The organism is Brucella pituitosa, assembly GCF_965577835.1.
GTDB classification, from domain to species: Bacteria; Pseudomonadota; Alphaproteobacteria; order Rhizobiales; family Rhizobiaceae; genus Brucella; species Brucella pituitosa.
Genome location: NZ_OZ264093.1, coordinates 892,671 through 915,669 on the forward strand (window position 1 = coordinate 892,671; position 22,999 = coordinate 915,669).

The window sequence follows — 22,999 nt, forward strand, 5'->3', positions numbered from 1 at the left end:
ACAGTGTCACTTTTTACCGAAAGTTTCATCATCACCTTGTTCCTCGGAGCGATTGCTGCGGGAACGCCGCTGCTGTTGGCGGGGTTAGGTGAGCAGCTTTCCGAGAAGGCCGGTGTGCTCAATATTGGCCTTGAGGGCATGATCCTCGCTGGCGCTTATGCAGGCTTTCTCGTTGCATGGAGCACCGGCAATATGGGGCTTGGCTTCATTGGTGGGGCTTTGGCCGGTGCCTTTGTTGCAGCATTCATGGCTCTGCTTTGCGTTCGGCTGGGTCTCAATCAGATAGTTATCGGCATCGCGCTTACCTTGGCGGTGCAAGGCCTGACTGCACTTCTGCATTTTGTGCAGTTTTCACGCAGTTATCCTCGCCTTGATGGTGCTGCCAAATGGCCGATCTGGCCCTTGTCTGAGATTCCAGTGGTAGGCCCTATCCTGTTTAACCACAATCCGATTGTCTATCTGGCTGTTGCGCTGGTGGCTGTTTTTGCCTGGATTTACAGAATGACGCATTGGGGTACGGCATTGCAGGCGGCGGGTGATAAGCCAGCGGCATTGGATGCAACGGGCGTGGACGTCGTGCGCACCCGTAGCACTGCTGTATTGATAACCGGAGCACTTGCCGGACTTGGCGGAGCTTTCATGTCTGTGGCGGTTGCCGGTGTATTTATTCCGTTCATGAGTCACGGCAATGGCTTCATTGCTATTGTTCTTGCGATGCTGGCGCGGGGTAAGCCGTTGTGGGTATTGGGCGGAGCGCTTCTCTTTGGTGCGAGCCTGTCGCTTGCGACTGCCTTGCAGGTTGCAGGTGTTAATGTGCCAACGGACGTCATTCAGATGCTGCCATTCGTCATGGTGATGCTGGTACTTCTGATTGCAGGCAGAAAGGCCAATCTTCCGCAGGCACTGGGTGAAAGCTTTGTACGTGGTGCACGTTAGAGCGCGGTTCGATCTGATTGAAGCAGATCGAACCGCGCTCTAACCCCTTTTATTGAAGCATAATCTTATCGAGCCTTGTTTCACTCCGGTCGGATTGTGCTCTAAGCGTTGGGTTTGAGGCATGTTTATCGAACGCGGCTTTGCTTTGCAGCCGATCATCAAGCCGATTCAGGTTGTGCGGGACGGTATCCTGACGGGAACTGATCTTGCACGGGGAGTGATTGCGTTGGGGAATTTTGATGGCTTTCATTTAGGCCATCAATTTCTGATCAGAAAGGCGCAGCAGATTGCGGGTAAAGCATATCCGGTTGCAATCATGTCGGTCGAGCCGCATCCGCGCCAGTTCTTTAATCCTGATACTGTTATCGAAAGGCTGGCGCTTCCCGAACAAAAGCATCGGGTAGCCGAAATGCTGGGTCTGGATTATATTTTCGAACCGACATTCGACAGAGAGTTTGCAGCGCTGACGCCTCAGGCTTTTGTTATAGATATCCTCCATAAAAAGCTGGATGTGTCCCATATCGTTGTCGGTGAAAATTTTCGCTTCGGTGCAGGGCGGAAAGGTGATTGTGCAGCGTTGGTAGAGCTGGCACAGAGTGTTGGCATCTGTGTTGATATCGTTCCACTGCAATCAGAATATTCGTCCACCCGCGTGCGTGAAGCGTTGGTTGCGGGCGATGTAAGTGTTGCCCATCAGTGTTTGGGCCGGGCATGGGCCGCGGATATCGTTTGGCGAGATGGTAGCTTTCGCCTGGCAGAAGGACTGGTTCGCCCCAAAGAGGGGCAGTATGTTTTAGGCAAAGTGCCATACGGACATAATTTTCTTGCACATCTGGCAGGAGATGGAAGAATTACGTCATCTGTTATATGCCCAAAGAAGGTGTACTTCTTGGAACACCTACCCGGATAAAGAGCAGTCTTGTGGGGTGGTTAGGATGTCTGCGAATGCTGGCCAAGATGCGCTCGGACAGAAGTGCGCTTCCAATATTCATTCTAAGTGGCAAGCGAGATTTGGCGCTGACTTTATGCAGACAAGATCATACGCTGTCTTTGAAGAGGACACTCTGGTCGAAAAGATAGCGATGGGAAAGCGGCAGGCTCGCAGCGCCCATCGCTTTTCCATGAACGCCGACTTTCCCTTCGATGATCTCGGGTGCTGAAAGGCCTTGCAGGTCGATGCGCGTAAGCTCGAGCTTTGTGGCTTCAACGATCCTGTGGCGAACGTTTTCTGGCAGCCAGCCGTCAATAATTGCCGCAGGAAAATCAATCACGGCTGCGGCTGCAACCGCTGCATGGGCGAGCCCACGCGCAGCCAATGCGATCCATTCATCGAGCAAAGTGCCGAAATCGTGCCAATGTTCTGGCGAAAGCCAAAGGTCATCAGAAGAAATATTGTTCTCCTGCAACATGCGTTCGAGCACGAAGAGCGACGCGGTGTCGATTAATTGCATGGTTTCGCGCGCGTCATCTGTTCCACGCATGCGCATGGGCATCGAACCCAGAGCGCCAGCATTACCGGTCCGTCCAGGGTAGAGCGTGTTGTTCAAAACTACGCCGCCGCCAATGAATGACCCAATTGAGAAATAGACGAAATCTGTAAATTCGGGCCCGCGTCCGAATGTCAGTTCCGCACCACAGGCCGCTGTTCCGTCGTTCTGTAGGTAAACCGGAAACGGCAAGGCGGAGCCGAAATCGTTGATCAGGTCGGCATCAAGCCAGGCATTCATATCTGCGGCGGGCGCACCGACTTCCTCCACCCAGTTCCAGAGTTCGAAAGGAAGCGCAATGCCAAGGCCCGCAATGCGTTCGCGTTTGTTTGCATCAAGAGCGGCAGTAAACGCTTTGATGCTATCGAAGGAGAACTTGCGGATTTGATCTGGCACAGGCCAGCGATAGGTGATGTGGCGGCGTTGGCGGATGTTGCCAAGAAAATCCATCAAGATGATCTCGGCGCTGCGGCGGCCGATCTTCAGACCAAAGGAAAAGACGCCATCTGCAGCAAGCCGCATGGGCATGGAAGGTTGTCCAACACGCCCGCGGACGCGTTCGCCTTGTGTGATCAGGCCGTCTTTTTCCAGCTCGCGGATGATCACTGAAATGGTTTGTGCGGATAGCCCGGTCTTGCGAGCGATATCGGCACGCGCCATTGAACCATGTCGGCGCACCAGAGCAAGAACGAGGCGTTCGTTGTAAGCACGCACACCGATCTGGTTGGAGCCGCGATTGATGCTTGCTCCGGCTTGGGCAAATTGCGGCATGGCGGAGCCTGCCGCGGCTGGTCCGCCGTGTTGATCAGAACTGCGTTCTGAAGTGTGCCTGACCATATCTTCTCCCAGGGGGCCACATATTCTAAAGCGTGATGTCACGCTTTAGTTTTTTTTGATGCTTGTCTTTCTTCCAAAACCGGTTCTCACCTTTGGGAGACATGCGCTGATATCGATTGGCCTACTCCATTCGACGAAGCAGAAAAAGCCCTCATTTGTAGAGTATGTTAAATAAAAACATTAACTTAGGTGCCAGCTGCATCTGCCTGACAAATTGGCTAGTCTCAATCTTTCACCTGAAGAGTGACACAGCAAATTAATAAATCAAGTGGATTTATTAATTGACTCTCTTACGAAGCCGTGTTTTGTTTTCATTACGCCGGGGGAAGAGGAACCGGTTACACTCTGGGAGGAGCTCATGAAGAAGACAGTTCTCTCGGCAGCGGTTGCTGCCTTCACGCTTGGTGTTGCCGCTTCTGCGGTCGGTCCGGCCAATGCTGCCGATGTCGGCGCGTGCCTGATCACCAAGACCGATACCAATCCCTTCTTCGTCAAGATGAAGGAAGGTGCGATTGCCAAAGCCAAGGAACTTGGCGTCAATCTCAAGACCTATTCAGGCAAGATCGATGGCGATTCCGAAAGTCAGGTTGCTGCTATCGAAACCTGTATTGCAGATGGTGCCAAGGGTATTCTGATCACTGCTTCCGACACAAAAGGTATTGTACCATCGCTGCAAAAAGCGCGCGATGCTGGTGCGCTCATCATTGCGCTTGATACGCCTCTGGAGCCAGCCGATGCGGCTGATGCCACTTTCGCGACCGACAATTTCCTTGCAGGCGAGCTGGTAGGCAAGTGGGCTGCAGCAACGCTTGGCGATAAGGTCAAGGATGCGCGCGTTGCCTTCCTGAATCTCACCGCTTCACAGCCAAGCGTCGACGTTCTGCGCGATCAGGGTTTCGCGGTAGGCTTCGGCATTGACCCGAAGGACAAGACTAAGCTCGGCGATGAAGATGATCCACGTATCGTAGGTCGCGACCTTACCGATGGTAATGAAGAAGGTGGCCGTCGCGCCATGGAAAATCTTCTCCAGAAAGATCCGACCGTTAATGTCGTCCACACAATCAATGAGCCGGCTGCTGCTGGCGCTTATGAAGCATTGAAGGCGGTGGGGCGTGAAAAAGATGTTCTGATCGTGTCGATTGATGGCGGTTGCCCTGGCGTCAAGAATGTTGAAGCCGGTGTGATCGGCGCAACATCGCAGCAATATCCGCTCCAGATGGCTGCCCTTGGCATCGAAGCGATCAAGAAATTCGCTGACACCGGCGAAAAACCAAAGCCGACCGAAGGTAAGACCTTTGTCGATACCGGTGTGGCGCTGGTCACTGACAAGCCTGTTGAGGGTGTGGAGTCGATCGACACCAAAACTGCCCTTGGCAAGTGCTGGGGCTAACAGCTCGGAGCTCTTCGGTTTTTGATGAAGCAGAAGAAGTGCTCTGATTATTTGTTCTACGCATTATCCGATGCAAATCGCTTCGCACTTTTGCTGGAAATGCTTTAGCGAACCTTCGCATCCGGCAGTTTCTGCCGGATGCTCTTGCACCAGACAGCAGGAGACTGACATGAGCGAGCCAGAGGCGACCTCCGCCCCCGTAAAGCCATCGATGCAGGAGTATGAAAGCGCATTGTCGCGAAGTGCGAGTGATGTTGCATCATTTGATGATGGCGATCACTCGGTGCTCTATCGACTCCGGCATTTTCTGCATCACAATCCTGCGGCTGTGCCACTGATTGTGCTCGTGATTTCGTTGCTGGTATTTGGCATTACGCTGGGTGGGAAATTCTTTTCCGCCTTCGCGCTGACACTCATTCTCCAGCAGGTTGCGATCACCGGCATTGTGGCGGCGGCACAAACTCTGGTGATCCTGACTGCCGGTATCGATCTTTCAGTTGGCGCTATTATGGTGCTGTCATCAGTCGTGATGGGACAATTTACATTCCGCTATGGTCTGCCCGCCGAACTCTCAATTTTGTTCGGCTTTGCGACTGGCGCGCTGTGTGGCTTCATCAATGGTTTTTTGATCGCATATGTTCGATTGCCGCCATTTATTGTCACGTTGGGCATGTGGCAGGTGATCCTCGCTACCAACTTCCTCTATTCGTCGAATGAAACCATCCGGGCACAGGAAATTACTGCCGAGGCTCCCATCCTGCAGTTCTTTGGTGAAAGCATTCGTTTCGGCGGCGCCGTCTTTACCTATGGTGTTATCGCCATGGTTCTGCTGGTGCTGGTGCTCTGGTTCGTCTTGAACCACACTGCTTGGGGACGTCATGTCTATGCTATTGGCGATGATCCGGAAGCGGCACAGCTTGCGGGTGTGTCGGTCAAGCCGATCCTGATGTCAGTTTATGTTCTGGCCGGGCTTATCTGTGCGCTTGCTGGCTGGGCAATGATCGGGCGGCTTGGTTCAGTCTCACCAACTTCGGGTCAGTTTGCCAATATTGAATCCATAACTGCCGTGGTGATTGGCGGAATATCGCTCTTTGGCGGGCGAGGTTCGATCCTTGGCACAATGTTTGGTGCGCTGATCGTGGGCGTTTTCTCGCTCGGATTGCGCCTTTGGGGCACAGATCCACAATGGACCTATCTCCTGATTGGCGTTCTTATTATCGCCGCCGTTGCGATTGACCAATGGATCAGAAAGGCTGCCGCATGAAACCCTCAGTTACGCCTGTTCTTTCCGCACGCGGTCTGGTTAAGCGTTACGGACGTGTTACAGCCCTCGATCATGCCGATTTTGATCTTTATCCGGGAGAAGTCCTTGCCGTCATTGGCGATAACGGCGCGGGTAAATCTTCGCTCATCAAGGCACTGTCCGGTGCTGTTCGCCCCGATGAAGGCGAAATCATGCTGGATGGAAAGCCAGTGAGCTTCCATTCTCCAATGGAAGCGCGCAATGCGGGCATTGAGACGGTTTATCAAAACCTTGCTCTTTCCCCGGCACTTTCCATTGCGGACAATCTCTTTCTTGGGCGTGAGATTCGCCGCAAAGGGCCGCTCGGTTCATGGCTGCGAATGCTTGATCGTGGTGCAATGGAAAAGATTGCCCGTGAGAAACTCTCGGAACTGGGGCTGATGACCATTCAGAACATCGGCCAGGCCGTGGAAACATTGTCGGGTGGACAGCGGCAAGGTGTTGCGGTCGCGCGTGCTGCAGCTTTCGGCTCCAAAGTTGTCATTATGGATGAACCGACGGCTGCGCTTGGTGTGAAGGAATCCCGCCGCGTTCTGGAGCTTATTCAGGACGTGAAGGCGCGTGGTATGCCTATAGTGCTGATCTCACATAACATGCCGCATGTGTTTGAAGTGGCCGACCGCATCCATATCCATCGTCTTGGCCGTCGTTTGACGGTGGTCGATCCGAAAGAATATTCGATGTCGGATGCAGTGGCATTAATGACTGGAGCGATGGCACCGCGCGCTGAAGCGGCCTGATCATTGTCTGCTGAGCTTCGTGCCGGGCCGCGGCTGTGTCTTTCTGATCTGGGTGCAGAGACGGATATCACAAAATACCGGTCGAATTGAACATGTAGCACTTACGAGATGCCCGGAAACTGGTTAAACATGGCGCATATTCTCCGGAGCGATGTTCCGGAGACGTGAAACCATAACAAGGTTGGCCAATGTTTGAGTTTGATGACCCGCGATTTCGACCTTTATGGACTCGGGTATTAATCTCAGGGAGCTGTTTTGCCTGGACCGCATTCGAGATTTGGATGGGCAGTGTCGGCTGGGCCATGCTTTTTGGCGCACTTGGCCTTTGGTCGGCTTTTCGTTTCTTTGTGACTTTTGATCCCGACAAGAAAAAGCAGGGTTGATCCGGCAGTAGGCCATTTAGGTTGCTACCGCACATTTGCGTTGAAACACCAAAATTCGCTTCAATATTTGAAATAGAGCGGGTCATCGACTCGCTTTCAGGTCTTCCGCATGCTTATCGAGTGCGGAGATGACGTAGCTTATCCGTAATTAACATCATTTTAAAACATATTATCACATTTAAATCGTTATAATGTTATCCACATTATTGTGATGATATCAGAACGGTGTTACGTCCTCCGTGTCTCGGCCCGCTATCGGGCGTGTCTTGAAGACATCTGCATGGAGATTGCCAGTAAATGAATTCCGTTTCCCCCACTTCCAACGTGCTGCAACTGTCTCTTCTTCGGGAGCAGGGCGAATGACGATGGCAGGAAATTTTGCACCGCTGGTTCTGGCTGGCGATAGTGACCGTGTAGATACGCAGGCGGCTGGCGATTATCTTGATGCCTGGGCAGGTCAGGATGGCTTGCGTCTTGCAACGAGCAACGTAATTAAGGCCATTCTCGCAGGTTCAGGTCGTCTTGCCGGTCGCATCGCGCGCGGTTCGCTTCCTGGCGATCCGGGCAAGCTCGTAGGCGTCAATAGTGATCAGGATCAGCAGAAGAGCATTGATGTTGGTTCGCACAATCTCTTCGTTGAATTGCTGATCGCGGCAGGTGCTGCATCGGTTCTCTCCGAGGAGGCCGACCTCCCGGTTCCGGGTAAGGCTGATGGTCTGGTTGCCGTTGCAATCGACCCGCTCGATGGTTCCGGCAATGTGGGCCTCGGCGCGCCGCTTGGCACCATTTTCTCGATTTTCCCGGCGGATACGGCAGAGCCATTCCTTCAGCCCGGCAATCGCCAGCTGGCAGCAGGCTATGTGTCGTTCGGCAACTCGATCGATCTCACCTTCTCGGTCGGCGAAGGCGTACTTTTTGCAACGCTTGATCCGGTGAATGGCATTTTCCAGATCACCCGCAAGAACGCTATGCTGCCTGAGCGCACGTCTGATCTCGCCTATAACGCATCCGTTTATCGTCATCTTTCGGCTGGCATGAAGGCCTATGTCGATGATTGCTACAACGGCAAAGACGGCCCGCGCGGACGCAATTTCAATATGCGCTGGTTGGGTGCGGCTGTCGGCGACATGCATCGCATCATGCAGCGCGGCGGTATCTTCTTCTACGTGGACGATGCACGTCCGGGCTACGAAAAGGGCCGTCTGCGCCTTGTTTATGAAGCCAATCCGATTGCGTTCCTCAGCCAGCAGGCTGGCGGCAAGGCAACCAACGGTTCTACGCCGATCCTCGATATCGTCCCCGAAACCTATCACGAGCGCAGCGCGCTGGTGTTTGGCGTCGCGGAAGAGGTCGATGTTCTCGGTGAGTATTACGCGCGTTCGCAAAGCTAGAGCATTTAATGCTCTAGCTGATCGTTTTTACGCGCATCTTGTTCCGAAAACCGCTTCGCACTTTTCGGGATGCGCAACTAATTAGAAGGAAACTCAGATGGCGCGTATTACGCTGCGGCAATTGCTCGACCACGCTGCTGAACACAGCTATGGCGTTCCGGCATTCAACATCAACAATATGGAACAGGCACTCGCCATTATGGAAGCGGCGGATGCGACCAATGCGCCGGTTATCCTGCAGGCATCGCGCGGCGCGCGTTCTTATGCGAACGATATCATGCTGCGCCATATGATGGATGCGGTCACCGAAATCTATCCGCATATTCCTGTTTGCGTGCATCTCGACCACGGCAATGAAGCCGCCACCTGCATGACCGCAATTCAGGCTGGTTTTACCTCCGTCATGATGGACGGTTCGCTCAAGGCTGACGGAAAAACCCCTGCTGACTGGGATTATAACGTCTCCGTTACCCGTCAGGTCAGTGAAATGTCTCATCTTGGCGGCATTTCGGTTGAAGGTGAACTTGGTGTTCTCGGTTCGCTCGAAACCGGCATGGGTGAAGCAGAAGACGGTCACGGTGCGGAAGGTCAGCTCTCGCACGACCAGCTTCTGACCGATCCGGATGAAGCCGTGAAATTCGTTCGCGAAACCAAGGTCGATGCACTGGCAATCGCTATGGGCACATCGCATGGCGCGTACAAATTCAGCCGCAAGCCTGATGGTTCCGTGCTTGCGATGAATGTGATCGAAGAAATCCATCGCAAGCTGCCAAACACGCATCTTGTCATGCATGGTTCGTCTTCGGTGCCGGAAGATTTGCAGGAAATCATCAACAAGTATGGCGGCAAGATGAAGCCAACCTGGGGTGTGCCTGTTGAAGAAATCCAGCGCGGCATCAAGCATGGTGTGCGCAAGATCAATATCGACACGGACAACCGTATGGCGCTGACAGGTCAAATCCGCCGCGTGCTGCAGGAGGATCCAAGCGAGTTCGATCCGCGCAAGTATCTCAAGCCTGCAATGGCTGCGATGACCAAGCTTTGTAAGGATCGCTTCGAGCAGTTCGGCACCGCTGGCCATGCTCAGTCAATTCGTCCGATCCCGCTGTCGGATATGGCAAAGCGTTATCGCGATGGTTCGCTAGATCCGAAGTTCAGCTAAAATAGTCTAGCTTCAACACAAAAAAAGCGGCGGGAAAACCCGCCGCTTTTTGTGTTTTGGGACGTTGCTTTAGACAATCAGCACTTGTTGTACTTGGCGTCGACTTCGTTGATCGCGTCAACATTGCCAGCCGAACGGCCATTTTCGTCAAAAGTCTGTGCAAGGAACGCATCAGCAATGGTCTTTGCAACTTCCGAACCGATAACGCGGGCGCCCATGGTGATGATCTGCGCATTGTTGGAGAGGGCTGCACGTTCTGCCGAATAGGTGTCGTGGGTCAGCGCTGCGCGGATGCCCGGAACCTTGTTGGCGGCAATGCAAACACCGATACCGGTGCCGCAAACCAGAATTGCACGATCATAGGTGCCGTCGAGAACTGCGGATGCTACGCGGTCCGAGAGATTTGCGTAGAATGTATCTGCGCCAGCGTCCGTGCGGGAGATTTCGGACACTTCAAAACGATCCTTCAGATAATCTGCAAGAACCTTGGCCAGACCTTCACCGGCGCTGTCGCCTGCTACTGCTACTTTCATGGGGTAACTCCTTTAATTAGCCTGAATTTTCTTGGCGCATTTGGCCAGAATGTCGAGATAGCCTTCCACGTTCCATGCCGAACGGCCGATAAACAGGCCATCGATATGCGGGCAGGCAATGAGTTCTTCGCAGTTACCGGGATTGACCGAGCCGCCATAGAGGCAAGGCACGCGACGGCCAAGAATGCCTTCGGCAACAGCAATAATTTCGGCCTGACGGTCATCGGCATAATCCGCCGAGGCTGGAATGCCATTTTCACCAATTGCCCATACCGGCTCATAGGCAAATAGGATTTCGGCCTTTTTCTGCTCGTCAGAAAGCTTGGAAAGTGCACCATGGACTTCTTCTGCCAGCACTTCTGCTGCGCGTCCGCTTTCGCGGTCTTCCAGCGTTTCGCCAATGCAGATAAGCGGGATCAGGCCGTTGCGAACGGCTGCTTCAACCTTGAGACCAACGGTTTCATTGGTTTCACCAAAATGTTCGCGACGCTCGGAATGGCCGAGTTCAACGATATCGAGATTGCAATCTTTGAGCATCAGTGGCGAAATTTCGCCGGTCCATGCACCCTGATCAGCCCAGTGCATGTTCTGCGCGCCGACCTTCACGGACGTATCTGCCAGAATATCTTTGACTTCACGAACTGAGGTAAAGGGTGGAATGACAAAGCGCTGAATGTCTGCCGAACGGTCAGCATCGGCGTCCTTCAGTGCGTTCGCGAAAACGCGTGCTTCCGCAAGCGTCTTGTTCATTTTCCAGCTCGTACCTACCCAGAATTTCGACATGCTCGAATGTTCTCTCTTGTTATGTAAATGCGATTGCGCAGAACCTATTCTGCAATTGTCAGTTTGATGCCTGCCGGCTCAAGTTCGGCCACAAGTGAATCACCCGGTGATTTATCCGTGATGATGGCATCAAAGTCGCCAAGGTCGGCCATTACATGCAAGGCCGTGCGGCGAAAACGCTGGTGGTTGACCAAAAGGCATGTGCGGGTTGCCGACGCGGTCATGGCGCGCTTGGTACGGACGACGTTTTCATCCATGTGATAGACGAGACGTCCATTGATCGCAGGCGCGGAAATGAAGGCAATATCTGCGCTGAGTTTTGATAGGGCCTCCTCGGTCAGCAAGCCAAAGAACGCATTGAACTTTGCCGAGAATACGCCGCCGAGCGCGATCAGGTTGATGCCGCCTTCGCCCTTGAGATTTTCGATGATGACCGCATTGTTGGTAATCACCGTCAGCGGGCGTTTTTCGATCAACATGCTTCCGAGAACTGCGGCGGTGGAACCGTCATTAATCATCACGGTCATGCCGGGTTCGATCAGGTCAAGGGCCGCGCGGCCCATCTCGATCTTGGCTTCGTTATCCTGCTGGACGCGAAAACGGAAATCGCTTTCAAACTGAGAACCCGCATCCATAGTCGCACCACCGCGCACTTTGCGCAGCACACCGGATTCTTCAAGCGAATCCAGATCGCGATGGATGGTCATCTTGGAAACTGCAAAACGCTCGGAAAGATCATCGAGATCGACCGCATGATTTTCAATCAGCAGATTGATGATCGCCTGTCTTCGTTCGTCGCGTTTCACGGAATTTCCGATCCCAGAGCATGTTTGTTTATTGCACAAACTTAAATCACAAAATCACAAAACAATCCATATAAAATGTGATTTTGTGATATTTTGTTGATCGATGCTGTTTTTACTGCAATAGCGCCTTTGCGGTGCGTTCATCGGTGATCAGCCCGTAAAGGCGACCGCTTTTGAGGACTGCGCGGATAGCGTCGGCTTTGGAAAGACCGCCCGCAAGTCCGATGATACGGCTCATATCGGCATTTTCCACCGATGCCGCGATGGTGCGAGCCGTCAGGCCAGTTTCAAGCCGCGTGCCGTTGATATCGAAGAAATGCCCAAGCATTTCACCGACGGCACCGCGCACCGCGATCTCTTCCATTTCGGAGAGGTCGATCACACCGGATGTGACGAGCTGCGCGTGTGCGTCGACTGTGCCGATACCGACGATTTTCAGCTCCGCGCGGCACCCCATTTCAAAGACGCTGGTGACACCCTTTTGCGCCAGCAGCACTTCGCGATCTTCAGCCGTGTTGGCAAAGAAAGGCACCGGCATCACATAAGCGGGCCTGCCTGTCTTCTCGGCAATGCGATGCATCACATCATGTGGGTTGGCAGCAAAATTTCGTGTCAGACCACCGAGCAGCGATACAAACTGCAAATCCTTGGCCGCCACGCGAGGCATATGATTGACGGCTGCTGAAAGCGTGCGGCCATGGCCAAGGCCGATCACCTCATGATCGCCATGCTCGATTTCGCGGCGCAGAAATTCTGCACCAGCATTACCTAGGGATAGGAGCGGTAAGGCTTCTTCGCCGAGATCAGGTGCGACTTCGCAATATTCGAGGTTATATTGTTCGGCGAGCTGGTTTTCGAGGTTGATGCATTCGGTGATATCACCATCGATTGTTACCTTAACCGCACCGTCTGCGACCGCCTTAGCGATGAGGCGGTGCGCTTTCACGGAAGGTATTCCGAGCCGCTTTGCAACCGCTGACTGGGTCATACCAGCAATGAAATGGAGCCAGGCTGCACGAAGGGCTAAGGAATCGTCTGAATCTGCCATTTTCGCGCTGCCTGCTCCCGATTCTTTATTCTTTTCTTGAGGTTATATTTTCAAGTCGCGTGCACCCGTGTCAATGTGCGGTGCCCAGAAGGCCACACTTTCCGCAATTTGCGGAATAACTTCACGGTCGTTTGGCTCGCGTTCCTTGAACGACAGCTCAAGGCAGATTTCATTGTCCACAGCACCGCCTTCGGCGAACGCCTTGAGCAGCGGCTCGGGCTGAATACGGCCTTTTGCATTGAAGGCCGCCGTGAAAGGACGATGACCACCCTTATCCATAAGGCTCTGCTTAATGTGGATGATCGGTGAGACCTTCGGCACGGCACGCGCCCATGCATACGGATCGAAATCGTCCGGGTTCGACGAGGTCACATCGCCATGGTCGATGTCGGCCATCATCCACATGGGGATTGCCATATTGGCAGCCGTGAGGCGATCCTGAAGCTTGATGCTCTCAGCAATTGTGTCGCCAAACTCACGGCCAATGCTCATCGGCTCCCAGAACACATATTCAAGACCGGCACGGCTGGCATGTTCGGCAACTTCCGCCCAGCAGTCGATAGCGATCTTGATAAGATCTTCGCGGCTTTCAGGATTGTCAAAATCCTTGTAGGTGAAAATCGCAAACTGTGTGCCGACCGACTTGCCGCCGAGATCGCCGATAATATCGGCAAAGGTCTTGAACCAGTCGATATAATAACGGCGCACTTCCGCATCCGGGTGGCCGAAATGGTTGAGACGACCATAAGGGCCGGTCATGCCGGATGTTACGCGGACGCCTGTACGCTGCAAAGCCTTGTCCATATCGCGCGTCAGGCGACGAATGGTGGAAGCCTGCCAGCTCGGATTGATGAACTCGTGCGTGAGCTGCAGATCGCGCAGGCGCAGGTCGCGCGCAACGGTCTCGATCAGATCATCCGGCTCTGCAAAGCGGTTCACAAGCGGATTGGTGTTCAGCGAAAGCGTAAGGGCCATGATAACCTCAAGCAGAAACTTTAGCGTTGTCGAACCATGCAATGAATGCGGCCCGTTCGGCCTCGGTCAGGTGCAGGTAGTGCTTGGTGCGGCGATAGAGGATATCATTTGCCGTCTTCACCCATTCTTTCGACACGAGATAGCGGACTTCAGCCTCATAGAGATTGCCGCCGAAATGCTGTCCAAGACCGTTAAGATCAGATGCACCTGCAACTACGTCTTTGGTGCGCGCACCATAGAGACGACCATAATGCAGAGCCAGTTTGCGTGGCATCCATGGGTAGCTGTCACGCAGGCTGTTTGCAAAAGTCTCAAAGTCGGCATTGGCGATTTCGCCGCCCGGCAATGGTGCATCATGCGTCCAGTCTCCGCCCATACTCGGGAAGATGTGCTTGAGACGATGCATACCGCGTTCTGCGAGCTCGCGGAATGTGGTGATCTTGCCGCCAAACACGTTGAGGAGAGGGGCGTCGCTGGTCTCATCCAGATCGAAAACATAGTCGCGGGTAACAGCCGATGGGTTGCCCTTGCCGTCATCGAACAGCGGACGCACGCCGGAGAAGCTGTGCAGTACGTCTTCGCGACGCAGCTTTTCTTTGAAATAGCGGTTTACTGCGGTGAGCAGGTAATCGATTTCTTTCTCATCCGCGCTGACGTCTTCGGCGCGGCCTTCATAAGCGATATCGGTGGTGCCGATGAGCGCCTTATCGCCTTCATATGGATTAATGAAGATCACGCGCTTGTCGTGGTTCTGAACCAGATAGGCATTCGCACCCGACCAGAACTTTGGCACGATGATATGGCTGCCCTTGACCAGACGCACATTGCGTGAAGAGTTCGAGCCAGCAACATTGGTGATAACGTCTGTAACCCATGGGCCTGCACAATTGACGATGCAACGCGCGCGGAAGCTGCGCATTTCGCCGGTATCGCGGTTCTTGGTTTCGACAATCCAGCCGCCTTTTTCGCGACGCGCAGATGTAACCGGCGTGCGGGTCAGAATGGTCGCGCCTTTTTCAGCGGCACCAACAGCATTCAGAACGACGAGGCGAGCGTCATCCACCCAGCAATCGGAATACTCGAAGCCCTTGGTATATTGATCGAGAATCGGCGTGCCTTCCGGGTCGCGCTTCAGATCAAGCGTGCGGGTGCCGGGTAGTTTCTTGCGACCGCCGAGATGGTCGTAGAGGAACAGGCCAAGACGCACGAGCCATGCCGGGCGATCCTGCGGGCTGTGTGGCAGAACAAAACGCATCGGCCAGATGATATGCGGTGCGGCGTTCAACAGAACTTCGCGCTCGATCAAAGCTTCGCGCACAAGACGGAATTCGTAATATTCGAGGTAACGCAAGCCGCCATGCACAAGTTTACCGGAGCGCGACGAGGTGCCTTCCGCGAGATCGTCTTTTTCCGCTAACACAACCTTGAGGCCGCGCCCAGCCGCATCGCGAGCAACGCCCGCACCATTGATACCGCCGCCAATCACAAACAGATCGCAGGTTTCCGGTTCAGCCATTTCATGCTCCTTCGGATGCCGGAATTCCGGCAAAATAATATGTCATCTCAGCCGACTGTCGAATTACCGATCAGCTGCAAGTTTGTCCCAGATTGGCGCCAGCGCCAGTCGGGCGTCCTTATAAGCGCCGAACAGTTCCGCGTAGCGCTGTGCCTGCACGGCATCGGGTGCTTCACCGGCTCCCAGCAAAGGCGCGACCCATTCGGCGATGCACTCATCCATGTTTGGATAAGCGCCAATTGCGACTGCGGCCATCATGGCAGCGCCTGCAGCACCTGCTTCTTCACGTGAGGAAACACGAACCGGCGCATTGACGGCTGCCGAAAGCGTGCTGCGAAGCGCACGCGAACGTGCCGCACCACCTGTGATGCGTAGTTCCGCTGGCATTCCGCCCATGGCGGCGTAGCAATCGCGTGTTGCCATGCCGAGCCCTTCAACGACCGAGCGTACCAGTTCGGGGAAACGGTCGCGGCTTGAAAGGCCGATAAAGCCTGCACGCGCAAAAGCGTTGACGAACGGTCCGCGTTCTCCGGCCTCGGAGATATAAGGATGATAAAGCAACGCACCGGGGCGGCTTGCATTGAACCATTCATCAAGGCGCGGGATCAGGTCGCTCAGCGAGACTTTTTTGTCTGCGGTCGACATGAGGTCGGCGGCAATCTGCAAAATCCAGTCAATATTGATCGTCGCACCCATATTGGTCTGAACCTGCGTGACGATACCGGGGATTGGCAGGGCAATAACGTAACCCGTGCCTTCTGCATTCAGGTGAATGTCGGAAACAGGCTTTGCGCGCATATGAACGCCGGTCGATCCGATAGTCGAGCAGCCCGCATCCGCGGTGCCGCAATAAACGCCAGCGCCAAGCGCCGTCATCACCATGTCGACATAGCCAAGGCTCACCGGCGTACCGGCCAGAAGTCCTGTGGCAGTTGCTGCTTCGGGGGATAGCGGATGCTGCGTCAGAGTTCCGTCCACGATTTCGGGCAGCAGACCACGGCGCTTTTTCAGGCCGAGCGCTTCAATAACCACATCGTCATATTGGCGATTGCGGAAATTGCCGAATGTGAAACTGGCTTCCGAGGGGTCTGTAGCGCGGACGCCGGTGAGATTGAGATAAAGCCAGTCCTTGCAGTGCAGGGCGACTTCGGCATTGTCGAGGAGTTCCGGCACGAAACTGTCCATATGCGCCATCTGTGTACCTTGCTGGCAGGTATTGAGGCCGGTGCCGGTCGCTTCAAAGCGCGCACGGTTCATCGGGCCTGCAGCAAGTTTCGTAACTGTATTGGCAGCGCGGGCATCAAGCCAGATCCAGGCATCGCCGACCGGCTTATTATCGCGTCCGACAAGCCATGTGCCATCACCCTGACCGGTGACGGAAATGGCGGCGGTGCGAGCGCTCAGGCCAGGGACTTTTTCTGACAGGCCGCGCAATGCACTTACACAATCTTCCCATGTCTGGGACAAAGACTGAGTCGCGGCACCATGTTCTCCGGTTTCGTATGTATTGCGGACAGCCGCCGATTCCAGTTGACGACCGCTAAGATCGAACGCCACTGCCTTGACGACGGATGTGCCCGCGTCGATACCGATGATTATATCACCCTTACCACGCATGGCTGAAATACGCTTTCCCAAAGTGCTCATTCAGGGACATTTGGATTCCTCCCGCGACTATAATTCTGTCGCTCGCGGCTCTTGTTTTAATGAAAAAGAGCTATTGCGTATGATCGAGATAACATAACGATATCGAGCTGTCTGTAAAATTTTCGTTGATAAGCATTTTTTTTCACCAAAAGGTGATTGTAGCGAAATTCCTGAACCTCAGCCTCAGCCATTCTTATAGGATTTAGTCGATATAATGACACTGACTATAGGGTGCCTGGAAATTATATCATTGTTTTTAAAGAAATAATTTAGATATTTCTGGCCTGAGCGATGTTCTGCGGAAACAAGCTTGTCCCACAGTGTCCATCATCGAAGGCTATCTTTTGATACTGGATTTCCCAGCGGTATTGTGAGTTTTTGGCCCGCAATTGTATGAAACGGGGCGAGTTTCAAAAACAGCTGATTGACAGATATTGGTGTTTATAACATGATTATTGAAGTTGATAACACGCCGCTATCATAGCATATGGTCGCGGCGCATCTGTTTCCATGCTGCGCGGAGGGTCGGAGCCAGGGAACTATGTGGAGGATCGTTATGATTAAATTTCTCACTCCCATGGCCGCCTGTGCGAGAATCCGTTTAGCCGTCGCTAGCCGGTGCATTATCGCGGGTGCAGTCTAGTAGCGGTGTAAATCCAGCCGCGTAATCCGTTTTTTTACAACGACAATCCGGCAGAATTTGCTGAAGGCGTTTGATTATGAGTACACAAGCTAATCAAGTTTCACAGAAGCCAGCCAGGCTGAACCGCGCAGTCCTTTGGAGTGTGGTCGCTGCGGTGGTGGTTGTCGGTGCGATTGGATTTGACACCAAGGTTGTGAAGATCGGTTCTGAAGCCGATGTGCGCCAGCAGGCCTTCTCCCCTGAAGCCTATGGTGCTGCTGAGTTTCCGAAGGTCAAGGCAAGCGTTGAAGAACGCGCTGCGGAAGCGGTCGAAGTTGGCACTGCACTTGTTGCCGACAAGGATGCAGCTGGCAAGAAATATGGTGTAGGTAGTGTGAACCCGGTTATCCCGGTCAAGTTCACTGGCACCGTTGAAGAGCGTAAGTCGAATTATAATGTCATCAAGGTCGATGGTTTCCCTGAAGGCATGGCAATCCGCGTCCAGACTGGTCCGGCGGTAAACGGCACCGATCTGCGCGATGCGACCGGCACAATTGAATTTGGCCAGTTCAAGAACCAGATCGAATTCCAGAATGCCGGTTCTGCGCTCAATAATGAGATGAAGAAGCAGGTTCTCGAAGGCGTTGACGTCAACAATCTCGTTGGCAAGACGGTTTCAGTGACTGGCGTTTTCAAGCTGGTCAATCCGAAGAACTGGCTGGTTACGCCAGTGGGGCTTGAAGTAAAATGAGCCCTGACAGGAAGACAATTGAAGGCAAGCACGGCGAAGTCGTTCTCTCCGCACACGATGTTGCCAAGGCTTATGGGCGTATCAACGCGCTCAAGGGCGTGAACTTCGAAATCCGTCGCGGTCAGGTCACCACGCTTTTTGGCGAAAACGGCGCTGGCAAGTCGACACTGATGAAGGTTCTGTCGGGTGTCATCCAGCCGACTTCTGGCACGATTGTTCTCGATGGTGAGCCGGTTGTGTTCAACTCTTCAACCGAAGCACGCGACCGTGGTATTTCGATCATCCATCAGGAACTGAGTCTCGCGCCCAATATGAATGTGCGTGACAACATCTTCATGGGACGCGAAATCCGCGGTGCAACGGGCGTCAATTTCGCAGAAGAAGAACGTCTGACCCGCGAACTTCTGGCAGAACTCGAAGAAGACATCGATCCGCTGACCCCAGTTGAAGAGCTTCGCCTCGGTCAGCAGCAGGTTGTCGAAATCGCGCGTGCGCTTTCGGTCAATTCCCGTATTCTGATCATGGATGAGCCGACTTCAGCGCTAAGCGCTTCGGAAGTGGAGGTGCTGTTCAAGGTCATTCGTGATCTGACAGCGCGTGGCGTGGCGATTGTTTACATTTCCCATCATCTCGAAGAAGCACTGCAGATCACCGATCATGCCGTGGTTCTGCGCGACGGTGCAATGACCGCTTATGCACCGCGTGCTGAGATTGATCTGGAATGGATCGTTCGCAACATGGTCGGCGAAAACTTCGATCTTGGTTCGCCTCCAACCGGTTACGAATGGGGCGATGTCGCGCTTTCCGTGGAAGGTCTGACGGTTCAGGACAAGTCCGGTGATTTCGCGCTTGTCGATAATATGTCGCTGAATGTGCGCGCCGGTGAGATCGTTTGTATTTACGGTCTGATGGGTGCAGGTCGTACCGAACTTCTTGAAACGGTTGCAGGTCGCCTCAAGGCCAATTCGGGCAGCATTCTGCTTGAAGGCAGGGATGTTGCAGGCCTCACGATTGCTCAGCGCATTGATCAGGGTCTGGTTCTGGTGCCGGAAGACCGTCAGCGTGATGGTCTTGTGCAGACGATGACGGTTGGCCGCAATCTTTCGCTGGCAAGCATTGGCGAAATGACGAAAGGCCTTTTCACCTCGACGAAGCGTGAAAAGAACATCGTCGATCAGTCGATCAGGAATGTTCACATCAAGACGGATGGTGGCGAAGCCGCAATCGGTTCGCTTTCTGGCGGCAATCAGCAGAAGGTCGTTATCGGCAAAATGTTGGCAACTGAGCCGAAGGTTATCCTTCTGGATGAACCAAGCCGCGGTATCGATATTGGTGCCAAGGCAGAAGTGTTCAAGCTGCTGGCTGAAAAGGCCAAGGACGGGCTTGCAGTCGTTTATACGACATCCGAAGTCGGCGAATGCCTCAGCATCGCTCATCGTATCATCGTTATGCACCGTGGACGCATCTCGGCCGAATTCGGCTCCGATGTCTCCAAGGAAAAGATCATGGCCGCCTCGGGCGAATCTATGGTCGGCCATTAAATAGTTATGGAGCACTGATAGAATGTCAGTCACGACTACAAAAGAAAAAGCAGCTCCGAATGGGGTGAAGCGGAAAACCAGCATCGTGCATTTGCTGCTCGAAGGTCGTGCTTTTTTTGCGCTGATCGCGATCATCGCAGCCTTCTCGTTCCTTTCGCCTTATTACTTTACCGTCAATAACTTCCTCATCATGTCATCGCATGTGGCCATTTTCGGCTTGCTGGCGATTGGTATGCTGCTGGTTATTCTCAACGGCGGTATTGATCTTTCGGTCGGTTCTACACTTGGTCTTGCGGGCGTTGTCGCTGGCTTCCTTATGCAAGGCGTCAATATTCCGGAGCTGGGCGTCATCCTTTATTTCCCGGTTTGGGCGGTTGTCATCATCACCTGTGCCCTCGGCGCATTTGTTGGTGCGGTGAACGGTGTTCTGATCGCTTATCTGCGTGTTCCAGCCTTCGTGGCGACGCTCGGTGTGCTTTATTGCGCACGCGGCGTGGCACTTCTGATGACCAACGGTCTGACCTATAACAATCTCGGTGGTCGCCCGGAACTCGGCAATACCGGCTTTGAATGGCTCGGCTTCAACACGCTTTTTGGTGTGCCGATTGGCGTTCTCGTGCTTGCTGTTCTCGCCATCATCGTAGCAGTCGTGCTCAACCGCACCGCATTTGGCCGCTGGCTCTATGCTTCGGGTGGCAATGAACGTGCAGCCGAACTTTCCGGTGTTCCAGTCAAGCGCGTGCAGATTTCGGTCTATGTGATTTCGGGCATTTGTGCTGCAATCGCTGGTCTGGTTCTGTCCTCGCAGCTGACTTCGGCTGGTCCGACCGCAGGCACCACTTACGAGCTGACGGCAATCGCCGCTGTCGTGATTGGTGGCGCAGCGCTGACGGGTGGTCGCGGTACAATTCTGGGCACGCTTCTGGGCGCCTTCGTTATCGGTTTCCTTTCGGATGGCCTCGTGATCATTGGCGTATCGTCCTACTGGCAGACTGTATTTACCGGTGCGGTTATCGTGCTCGCAGTTCTGCTCAACAGCATTCAATATTCCCGGCGTTGATAATTACGGCTCCGCTCACCGTTCCGGGCGGAGCCGGTTCTTCGGGGGTATCGAAAGGTTCCAAGACGGCGATATCAGTTTGAAATCTCGCCCACTGGAAATGGTAACGCCGGGCAACCGGCATAACTCAACGATAATATTTACGGGAGTGAGACATGTTTAAGAAGGGTATGCGCGTTCTGTTTGCTGCTGCTGCAGCATTGCCGCTTATCGCGAGCACAGCATGGGCTGAAGGTCTGATCTCAATCGTGGTCAACGATCCTTCCAACCCATACTGGTACACCGAAGGCGAAATCGCCAAGAAAACCGCTGAAGGCCTCGGCTATTCGGCTGTTGTTGGCGGTCACAAGGGCGACACCAACACCGAAAGCAACCTTATCGATACAGCCATCACCAACAAGTCGGTCGCGATCATTCTCGATCCGGCAAATGCTGACGGTTCGGTTGGCGCAGTCAAGCGCGCTGTCGCAGCTGGCATTCCAGTGTTCCTCGTGAATGCTGAAATCAACCAGGAAGGCCTTGCCAAGGCGCAGCTCGTTTCCAACAACGCACAGGGTGCTGCACTTGGTGCAACGCAGTGGGTTGAGAGCGTTGGTGAAGAAGGCAAGTATGTTGAACTGTTCGGTTCGCCGTCGGACAACAATGCTGCCACTCGTTCGAACGGCTATGAAACCGTTCTTTCGCAGTACCCAGACCTCGTAAAGGCTGGTCAGGACGTTGCCAACTGGAACCGTACTCAGGGCCACGACAAGATGCAGGCTTTGCTTCAGGCAAACCCGGACATCATCGGCGTTATCTCCGGTAACGACGAAATGGCTCTCGGTGCAATTGCTGCTCTGAAGAAGGCTGGCAAGCTCGATAAGGTTAAGGTTGGTGGTTTCGACGGTTCGCCAGACGCAGTTGCTGCGATCAAGGCTGGTGAACTTCAGTACACCGTTCTGCAGCCAGTTGCGATCTTCTCGGAAGCTGCTGTCAAGCAGGCCGACAACTTCATCAAGACCGGCAAGACCGGCGTTGACCAGGAAAAGCAGCTTTTCGATTGCTTCCTGATTACCAAGGACAATGTTGACAAGTACACTGCTCCGTTCGTTCTCGAACAGTAAGAACTGTGTGGATGGGGCGCGGATCCAATTCCGTGCCCCATCCAATTTTTCGTACCGATGCTATGAATCGGAACCGGTCAATAAATTGAGCGGGCTGGGGGCGAGTGATAGGCATGGTTACAAGCAATAAAGCAAGCATTGAAAACCTGATGACGGAGCAGGTGCCGAACGATAGTCGGCATGCACGTCAATTGGTTCGCCGCCAGCAAATTGCTGAAATGATTATGTCCGAAGGATCGGTAAGGATCGAGGATCTCACCGAGCGTTTCGGCATCAGCCTGATGACTGCGCACAGAGATGTTGACGAACTCGTCAGTCGCGGTCTGTTTCGCAAGGCGCGCGGCGTTGTTTCCGCAGCACCGACAAGTCTCATTGAAGCGAGCGACCTTTATCGCGTCGCACGCCAGTCCGAAGAGAAAAAGCGCATTGCCGAAGCGGCAATGCAGTTCGTAGAGCCGGGCCAGGCCATTTTCTTCGACGATTCTACAACCGTTCTCCAGATGGTCCCCTATCTTCCGGGCAAGGGGCCGCTGACTGTCATTACCAATTCGCTGATCCTGATGAATGAAGTGCGCGATATGAAAGATGTCACGCTGCTTGGTCTCGGTGGACAGCTTTATAACTGGTGCAATGCCTTTGTCGGTGGCATGACGATCCATGAAATCCGTCGCCTGCGGGCCGATGTGGCGTTCATTTCGATTGCTGCCATTACCGACGATCTGTTGTTTCACCAGTCGCCGGAAATGGTCGAAACCAAGCGCGCTATGCTTGATTGCGCTGCAAAGCGCGTGCTGCTTGTCGATCACTCAAAGTTTGAGCGCCGGGCACTGCATAATTTCGGCGCGCTTAATGATTTCGATGTTGTCATTGTCGATGACAAGACTCCGCATGAACATATCGAACGCATGCAGTCGCAGAACATCAATGTGGTTATCGCCAGTTCTGGCGGAACAAGAGAATAAGCCTCAGTACTTCATCGCATACA

General features: G+C 53.8%; 20 protein-coding genes. 12 read left to right on the forward strand and 8 right to left on the reverse strand.

Annotation, left to right across the window (positions count from 1 at the left end; genetic code table 11):
- The first annotated feature begins 3 nt into the window (after nt 1-3).
- Together ACSME1_RS15335 and ACSME1_RS15340 are read left to right on the forward strand one after the other, a co-directional pair.
- Nucleotides 4-936, forward strand: coding sequence for a putative B6 ABC transporter permease subunit 1 (locus ACSME1_RS15335; RefSeq protein ID WP_024900134.1), 933 nt, complete (start codon nt 4-6; stop codon nt 934-936).
- Nucleotides 937-1,057: 121 nt separating this feature from the next.
- Complete coding sequence (locus ACSME1_RS15340; RefSeq protein ID WP_105707544.1) at nt 1,058-1,846, forward strand: FAD synthetase family protein; 789 nt, start codon at nt 1,058-1,060, stop codon at nt 1,844-1,846.
- Nucleotides 1,847-1,973: 127 nt separating this feature from the next.
- Here ACSME1_RS15340 and ACSME1_RS15345 read toward each other — a convergent pair whose 3' ends face one another.
- Nucleotides 1,974-3,260, reverse strand: coding sequence for an ROK family transcriptional regulator (locus tag ACSME1_RS15345; protein WP_105707546.1), 1,287 nt, complete (start codon nt 3,258-3,260; stop codon nt 1,974-1,976).
- 358 nt (nt 3,261-3,618) lie between these two features.
- On the opposite strand from ACSME1_RS15345, the gene ACSME1_RS15350 reads away from it, so the two are divergent.
- From ACSME1_RS15350 to fba, 5 genes are all read left to right on the forward strand, one after another.
- Complete coding sequence (locus ACSME1_RS15350) at nt 3,619-4,650, forward strand: substrate-binding domain-containing protein (protein ID WP_024900137.1); 1,032 nt, start codon at nt 3,619-3,621, stop codon at nt 4,648-4,650.
- Between the two features lie 169 nt (nt 4,651-4,819).
- Nucleotides 4,820-5,914, forward strand: coding sequence for an ABC transporter permease (locus tag ACSME1_RS15355; RefSeq protein WP_024900138.1), 1,095 nt, complete (start codon nt 4,820-4,822; stop codon nt 5,912-5,914).
- A complete protein-coding gene (locus ACSME1_RS15360; protein ID WP_024900139.1) occupies nt 5,911-6,693 on the forward strand; it encodes an ATP-binding cassette domain-containing protein in 783 nt (260 codons plus the stop codon). The genes ACSME1_RS15355 and ACSME1_RS15360 overlap by 4 nt, the downstream gene beginning before the upstream one ends.
- Nucleotides 6,694-7,435: 742 nt before the next feature.
- Nucleotides 7,436-8,467, forward strand: coding sequence for a class 1 fructose-bisphosphatase (locus ACSME1_RS15365; protein WP_024900141.1), 1,032 nt, complete (start codon nt 7,436-7,438; stop codon nt 8,465-8,467).
- Between the two features lie 97 nt (nt 8,468-8,564).
- Nucleotides 8,565-9,629 (forward strand): class II fructose-bisphosphate aldolase, encoded by a 1,065-nt coding sequence (gene fba / locus ACSME1_RS15370; protein WP_064321482.1) that lies wholly within the window; start codon nt 8,565-8,567, stop codon nt 9,627-9,629.
- A gap of 77 nt (nt 9,630-9,706) precedes the next feature.
- Here fba and derI read toward each other — a convergent pair whose 3' ends face one another.
- The 7 genes from derI to ACSME1_RS15405 form a co-directional block, all read right to left on the reverse strand.
- Nucleotides 9,707-10,162 carry a D-erythrulose-4-phosphate isomerase gene (derI, locus tag ACSME1_RS15375; RefSeq protein WP_007878291.1) on the reverse strand — a complete coding sequence of 152 codons (456 nt, stop codon included), beginning with the start codon at nt 10,160-10,162 and terminating at the stop codon, nt 9,707-9,709.
- Between the two features lie 12 nt (nt 10,163-10,174).
- The gene (locus ACSME1_RS15380) at nt 10,175-10,945 is read right to left on the reverse strand and encodes a triose-phosphate isomerase (protein WP_105707548.1); all 771 of its coding nucleotides are present in this window, start codon (nt 10,943-10,945) and stop codon (nt 10,175-10,177) included.
- A gap of 44 nt (nt 10,946-10,989) precedes the next feature.
- Nucleotides 10,990-11,751 carry a DeoR/GlpR family DNA-binding transcription regulator gene (locus tag ACSME1_RS15385; protein WP_105707550.1) on the reverse strand — a complete coding sequence of 254 codons (762 nt, stop codon included), beginning with the start codon at nt 11,749-11,751 and terminating at the stop codon, nt 10,990-10,992.
- A 112-nt stretch (nt 11,752-11,863) separates the two neighbouring features.
- A complete protein-coding gene (locus ACSME1_RS15390; RefSeq protein WP_024900146.1) occupies nt 11,864-12,799 on the reverse strand; it encodes a sugar-binding transcriptional regulator in 936 nt (311 codons plus the stop codon).
- Between the two features lie 42 nt (nt 12,800-12,841).
- Entirely contained in the window at nt 12,842-13,774 is a 933-nt protein-coding gene (locus ACSME1_RS15395; protein WP_435654968.1) for a TIM barrel protein, read from the reverse strand.
- Between the two features lie 7 nt (nt 13,775-13,781).
- Nucleotides 13,782-15,290, reverse strand: coding sequence for a glycerol-3-phosphate dehydrogenase (locus tag ACSME1_RS15400; protein ID WP_105707554.1), 1,509 nt, complete (start codon nt 15,288-15,290; stop codon nt 13,782-13,784).
- A gap of 63 nt (nt 15,291-15,353) precedes the next feature.
- Nucleotides 15,354-16,907 carry an FGGY-family carbohydrate kinase gene (locus ACSME1_RS15405; protein ID WP_100558028.1) on the reverse strand — a complete coding sequence of 518 codons (1,554 nt, stop codon included), beginning with the start codon at nt 16,905-16,907 and terminating at the stop codon, nt 15,354-15,356.
- A 749-nt stretch (nt 16,908-17,656) separates the two neighbouring features.
- On the opposite strand from ACSME1_RS15405, the gene ACSME1_RS15410 reads away from it, so the two are divergent.
- The 5 genes from ACSME1_RS15410 (at nt 17,657) to ACSME1_RS15430 (ending at nt 22,976) form a co-directional block, all read left to right on the forward strand.
- A complete protein-coding gene (locus tag ACSME1_RS15410; protein WP_024900150.1) occupies nt 17,657-18,310 on the forward strand; it encodes a DUF2291 family protein in 654 nt (217 codons plus the stop codon).
- Entirely contained in the window at nt 18,307-19,851 is a 1,545-nt protein-coding gene (locus tag ACSME1_RS15415) for a sugar ABC transporter ATP-binding protein (RefSeq protein ID WP_024900151.1), read from the forward strand. The genes ACSME1_RS15410 and ACSME1_RS15415 overlap by 4 nt, the downstream gene beginning before the upstream one ends.
- A gap of 22 nt (nt 19,852-19,873) precedes the next feature.
- Nucleotides 19,874-20,911 (forward strand): ABC transporter permease, encoded by a 1,038-nt coding sequence (locus tag ACSME1_RS15420; RefSeq protein ID WP_024900152.1) that lies wholly within the window; start codon nt 19,874-19,876, stop codon nt 20,909-20,911.
- Between the two features lie 155 nt (nt 20,912-21,066).
- Complete coding sequence (locus ACSME1_RS15425; RefSeq protein ID WP_100557271.1) at nt 21,067-22,014, forward strand: D-ribose ABC transporter substrate-binding protein; 948 nt, start codon at nt 21,067-21,069, stop codon at nt 22,012-22,014.
- 113 nt (nt 22,015-22,127) lie between these two features.
- Nucleotides 22,128-22,976, forward strand: coding sequence for a DeoR/GlpR family DNA-binding transcription regulator (locus ACSME1_RS15430; protein WP_100557270.1), 849 nt, complete (start codon nt 22,128-22,130; stop codon nt 22,974-22,976).
- Nucleotides 22,977-22,999 lie beyond the last annotated feature (23 nt).

Coding starts and splice junctions, on each gene's coding strand:
- ACSME1_RS15340 (WP_105707544.1), top strand. CDS start 1,058: ATGTTTATCGAACGCGGCTTTGCTTTGCAGCCGATCATCAAGCCGATT.
- ACSME1_RS15345 (WP_105707546.1), bottom strand. CDS start 3,260: ATGGTCAGGCACACTTCAGAACGCAGTTCTGATCAACACGGCGGACCA.
- ACSME1_RS15350 (WP_024900137.1), top strand. CDS start 3,619: ATGAAGAAGACAGTTCTCTCGGCAGCGGTTGCTGCCTTCACGCTTGGT.
- ACSME1_RS15355 (WP_024900138.1), top strand. CDS start 4,820: ATGAGCGAGCCAGAGGCGACCTCCGCCCCCGTAAAGCCATCGATGCAG.
- ACSME1_RS15360 (WP_024900139.1), top strand. CDS start 5,911: ATGAAACCCTCAGTTACGCCTGTTCTTTCCGCACGCGGTCTGGTTAAG.
- ACSME1_RS15365 (WP_024900141.1), top strand. CDS start 7,436: ATGACGATGGCAGGAAATTTTGCACCGCTGGTTCTGGCTGGCGATAGT.
- fba (WP_064321482.1), top strand. CDS start 8,565: ATGGCGCGTATTACGCTGCGGCAATTGCTCGACCACGCTGCTGAACAC.
- derI (WP_007878291.1), bottom strand. CDS start 10,162: ATGAAAGTAGCAGTAGCAGGCGACAGCGCCGGTGAAGGTCTGGCCAAG.
- ACSME1_RS15380 (WP_105707548.1), bottom strand. CDS start 10,945: ATGTCGAAATTCTGGGTAGGTACGAGCTGGAAAATGAACAAGACGCTT.
- ACSME1_RS15390 (WP_024900146.1), bottom strand. CDS start 12,799: ATGGCAGATTCAGACGATTCCTTAGCCCTTCGTGCAGCCTGGCTCCAT.
- ACSME1_RS15395 (WP_435654968.1), bottom strand. CDS start 13,774: ATGGCCCTTACGCTTTCGCTGAACACCAATCCGCTTGTGAACCGCTTT.
- ACSME1_RS15400 (WP_105707554.1), bottom strand. CDS start 15,290: ATGGCTGAACCGGAAACCTGCGATCTGTTTGTGATTGGCGGCGGTATC.
- ACSME1_RS15405 (WP_100558028.1), bottom strand. CDS start 16,907: ATGCGTGGTAAGGGTGATATAATCATCGGTATCGACGCGGGCACATCC.
- ACSME1_RS15410 (WP_024900150.1), top strand. CDS start 17,657: ATGAGTACACAAGCTAATCAAGTTTCACAGAAGCCAGCCAGGCTGAAC.
- ACSME1_RS15415 (WP_024900151.1), top strand. CDS start 18,307: ATGAGCCCTGACAGGAAGACAATTGAAGGCAAGCACGGCGAAGTCGTT.
- ACSME1_RS15420 (WP_024900152.1), top strand. CDS start 19,874: ATGTCAGTCACGACTACAAAAGAAAAAGCAGCTCCGAATGGGGTGAAG.
- ACSME1_RS15425 (WP_100557271.1), top strand. CDS start 21,067: ATGTTTAAGAAGGGTATGCGCGTTCTGTTTGCTGCTGCTGCAGCATTG.
- ACSME1_RS15430 (WP_100557270.1), top strand. CDS start 22,128: ATGGTTACAAGCAATAAAGCAAGCATTGAAAACCTGATGACGGAGCAG.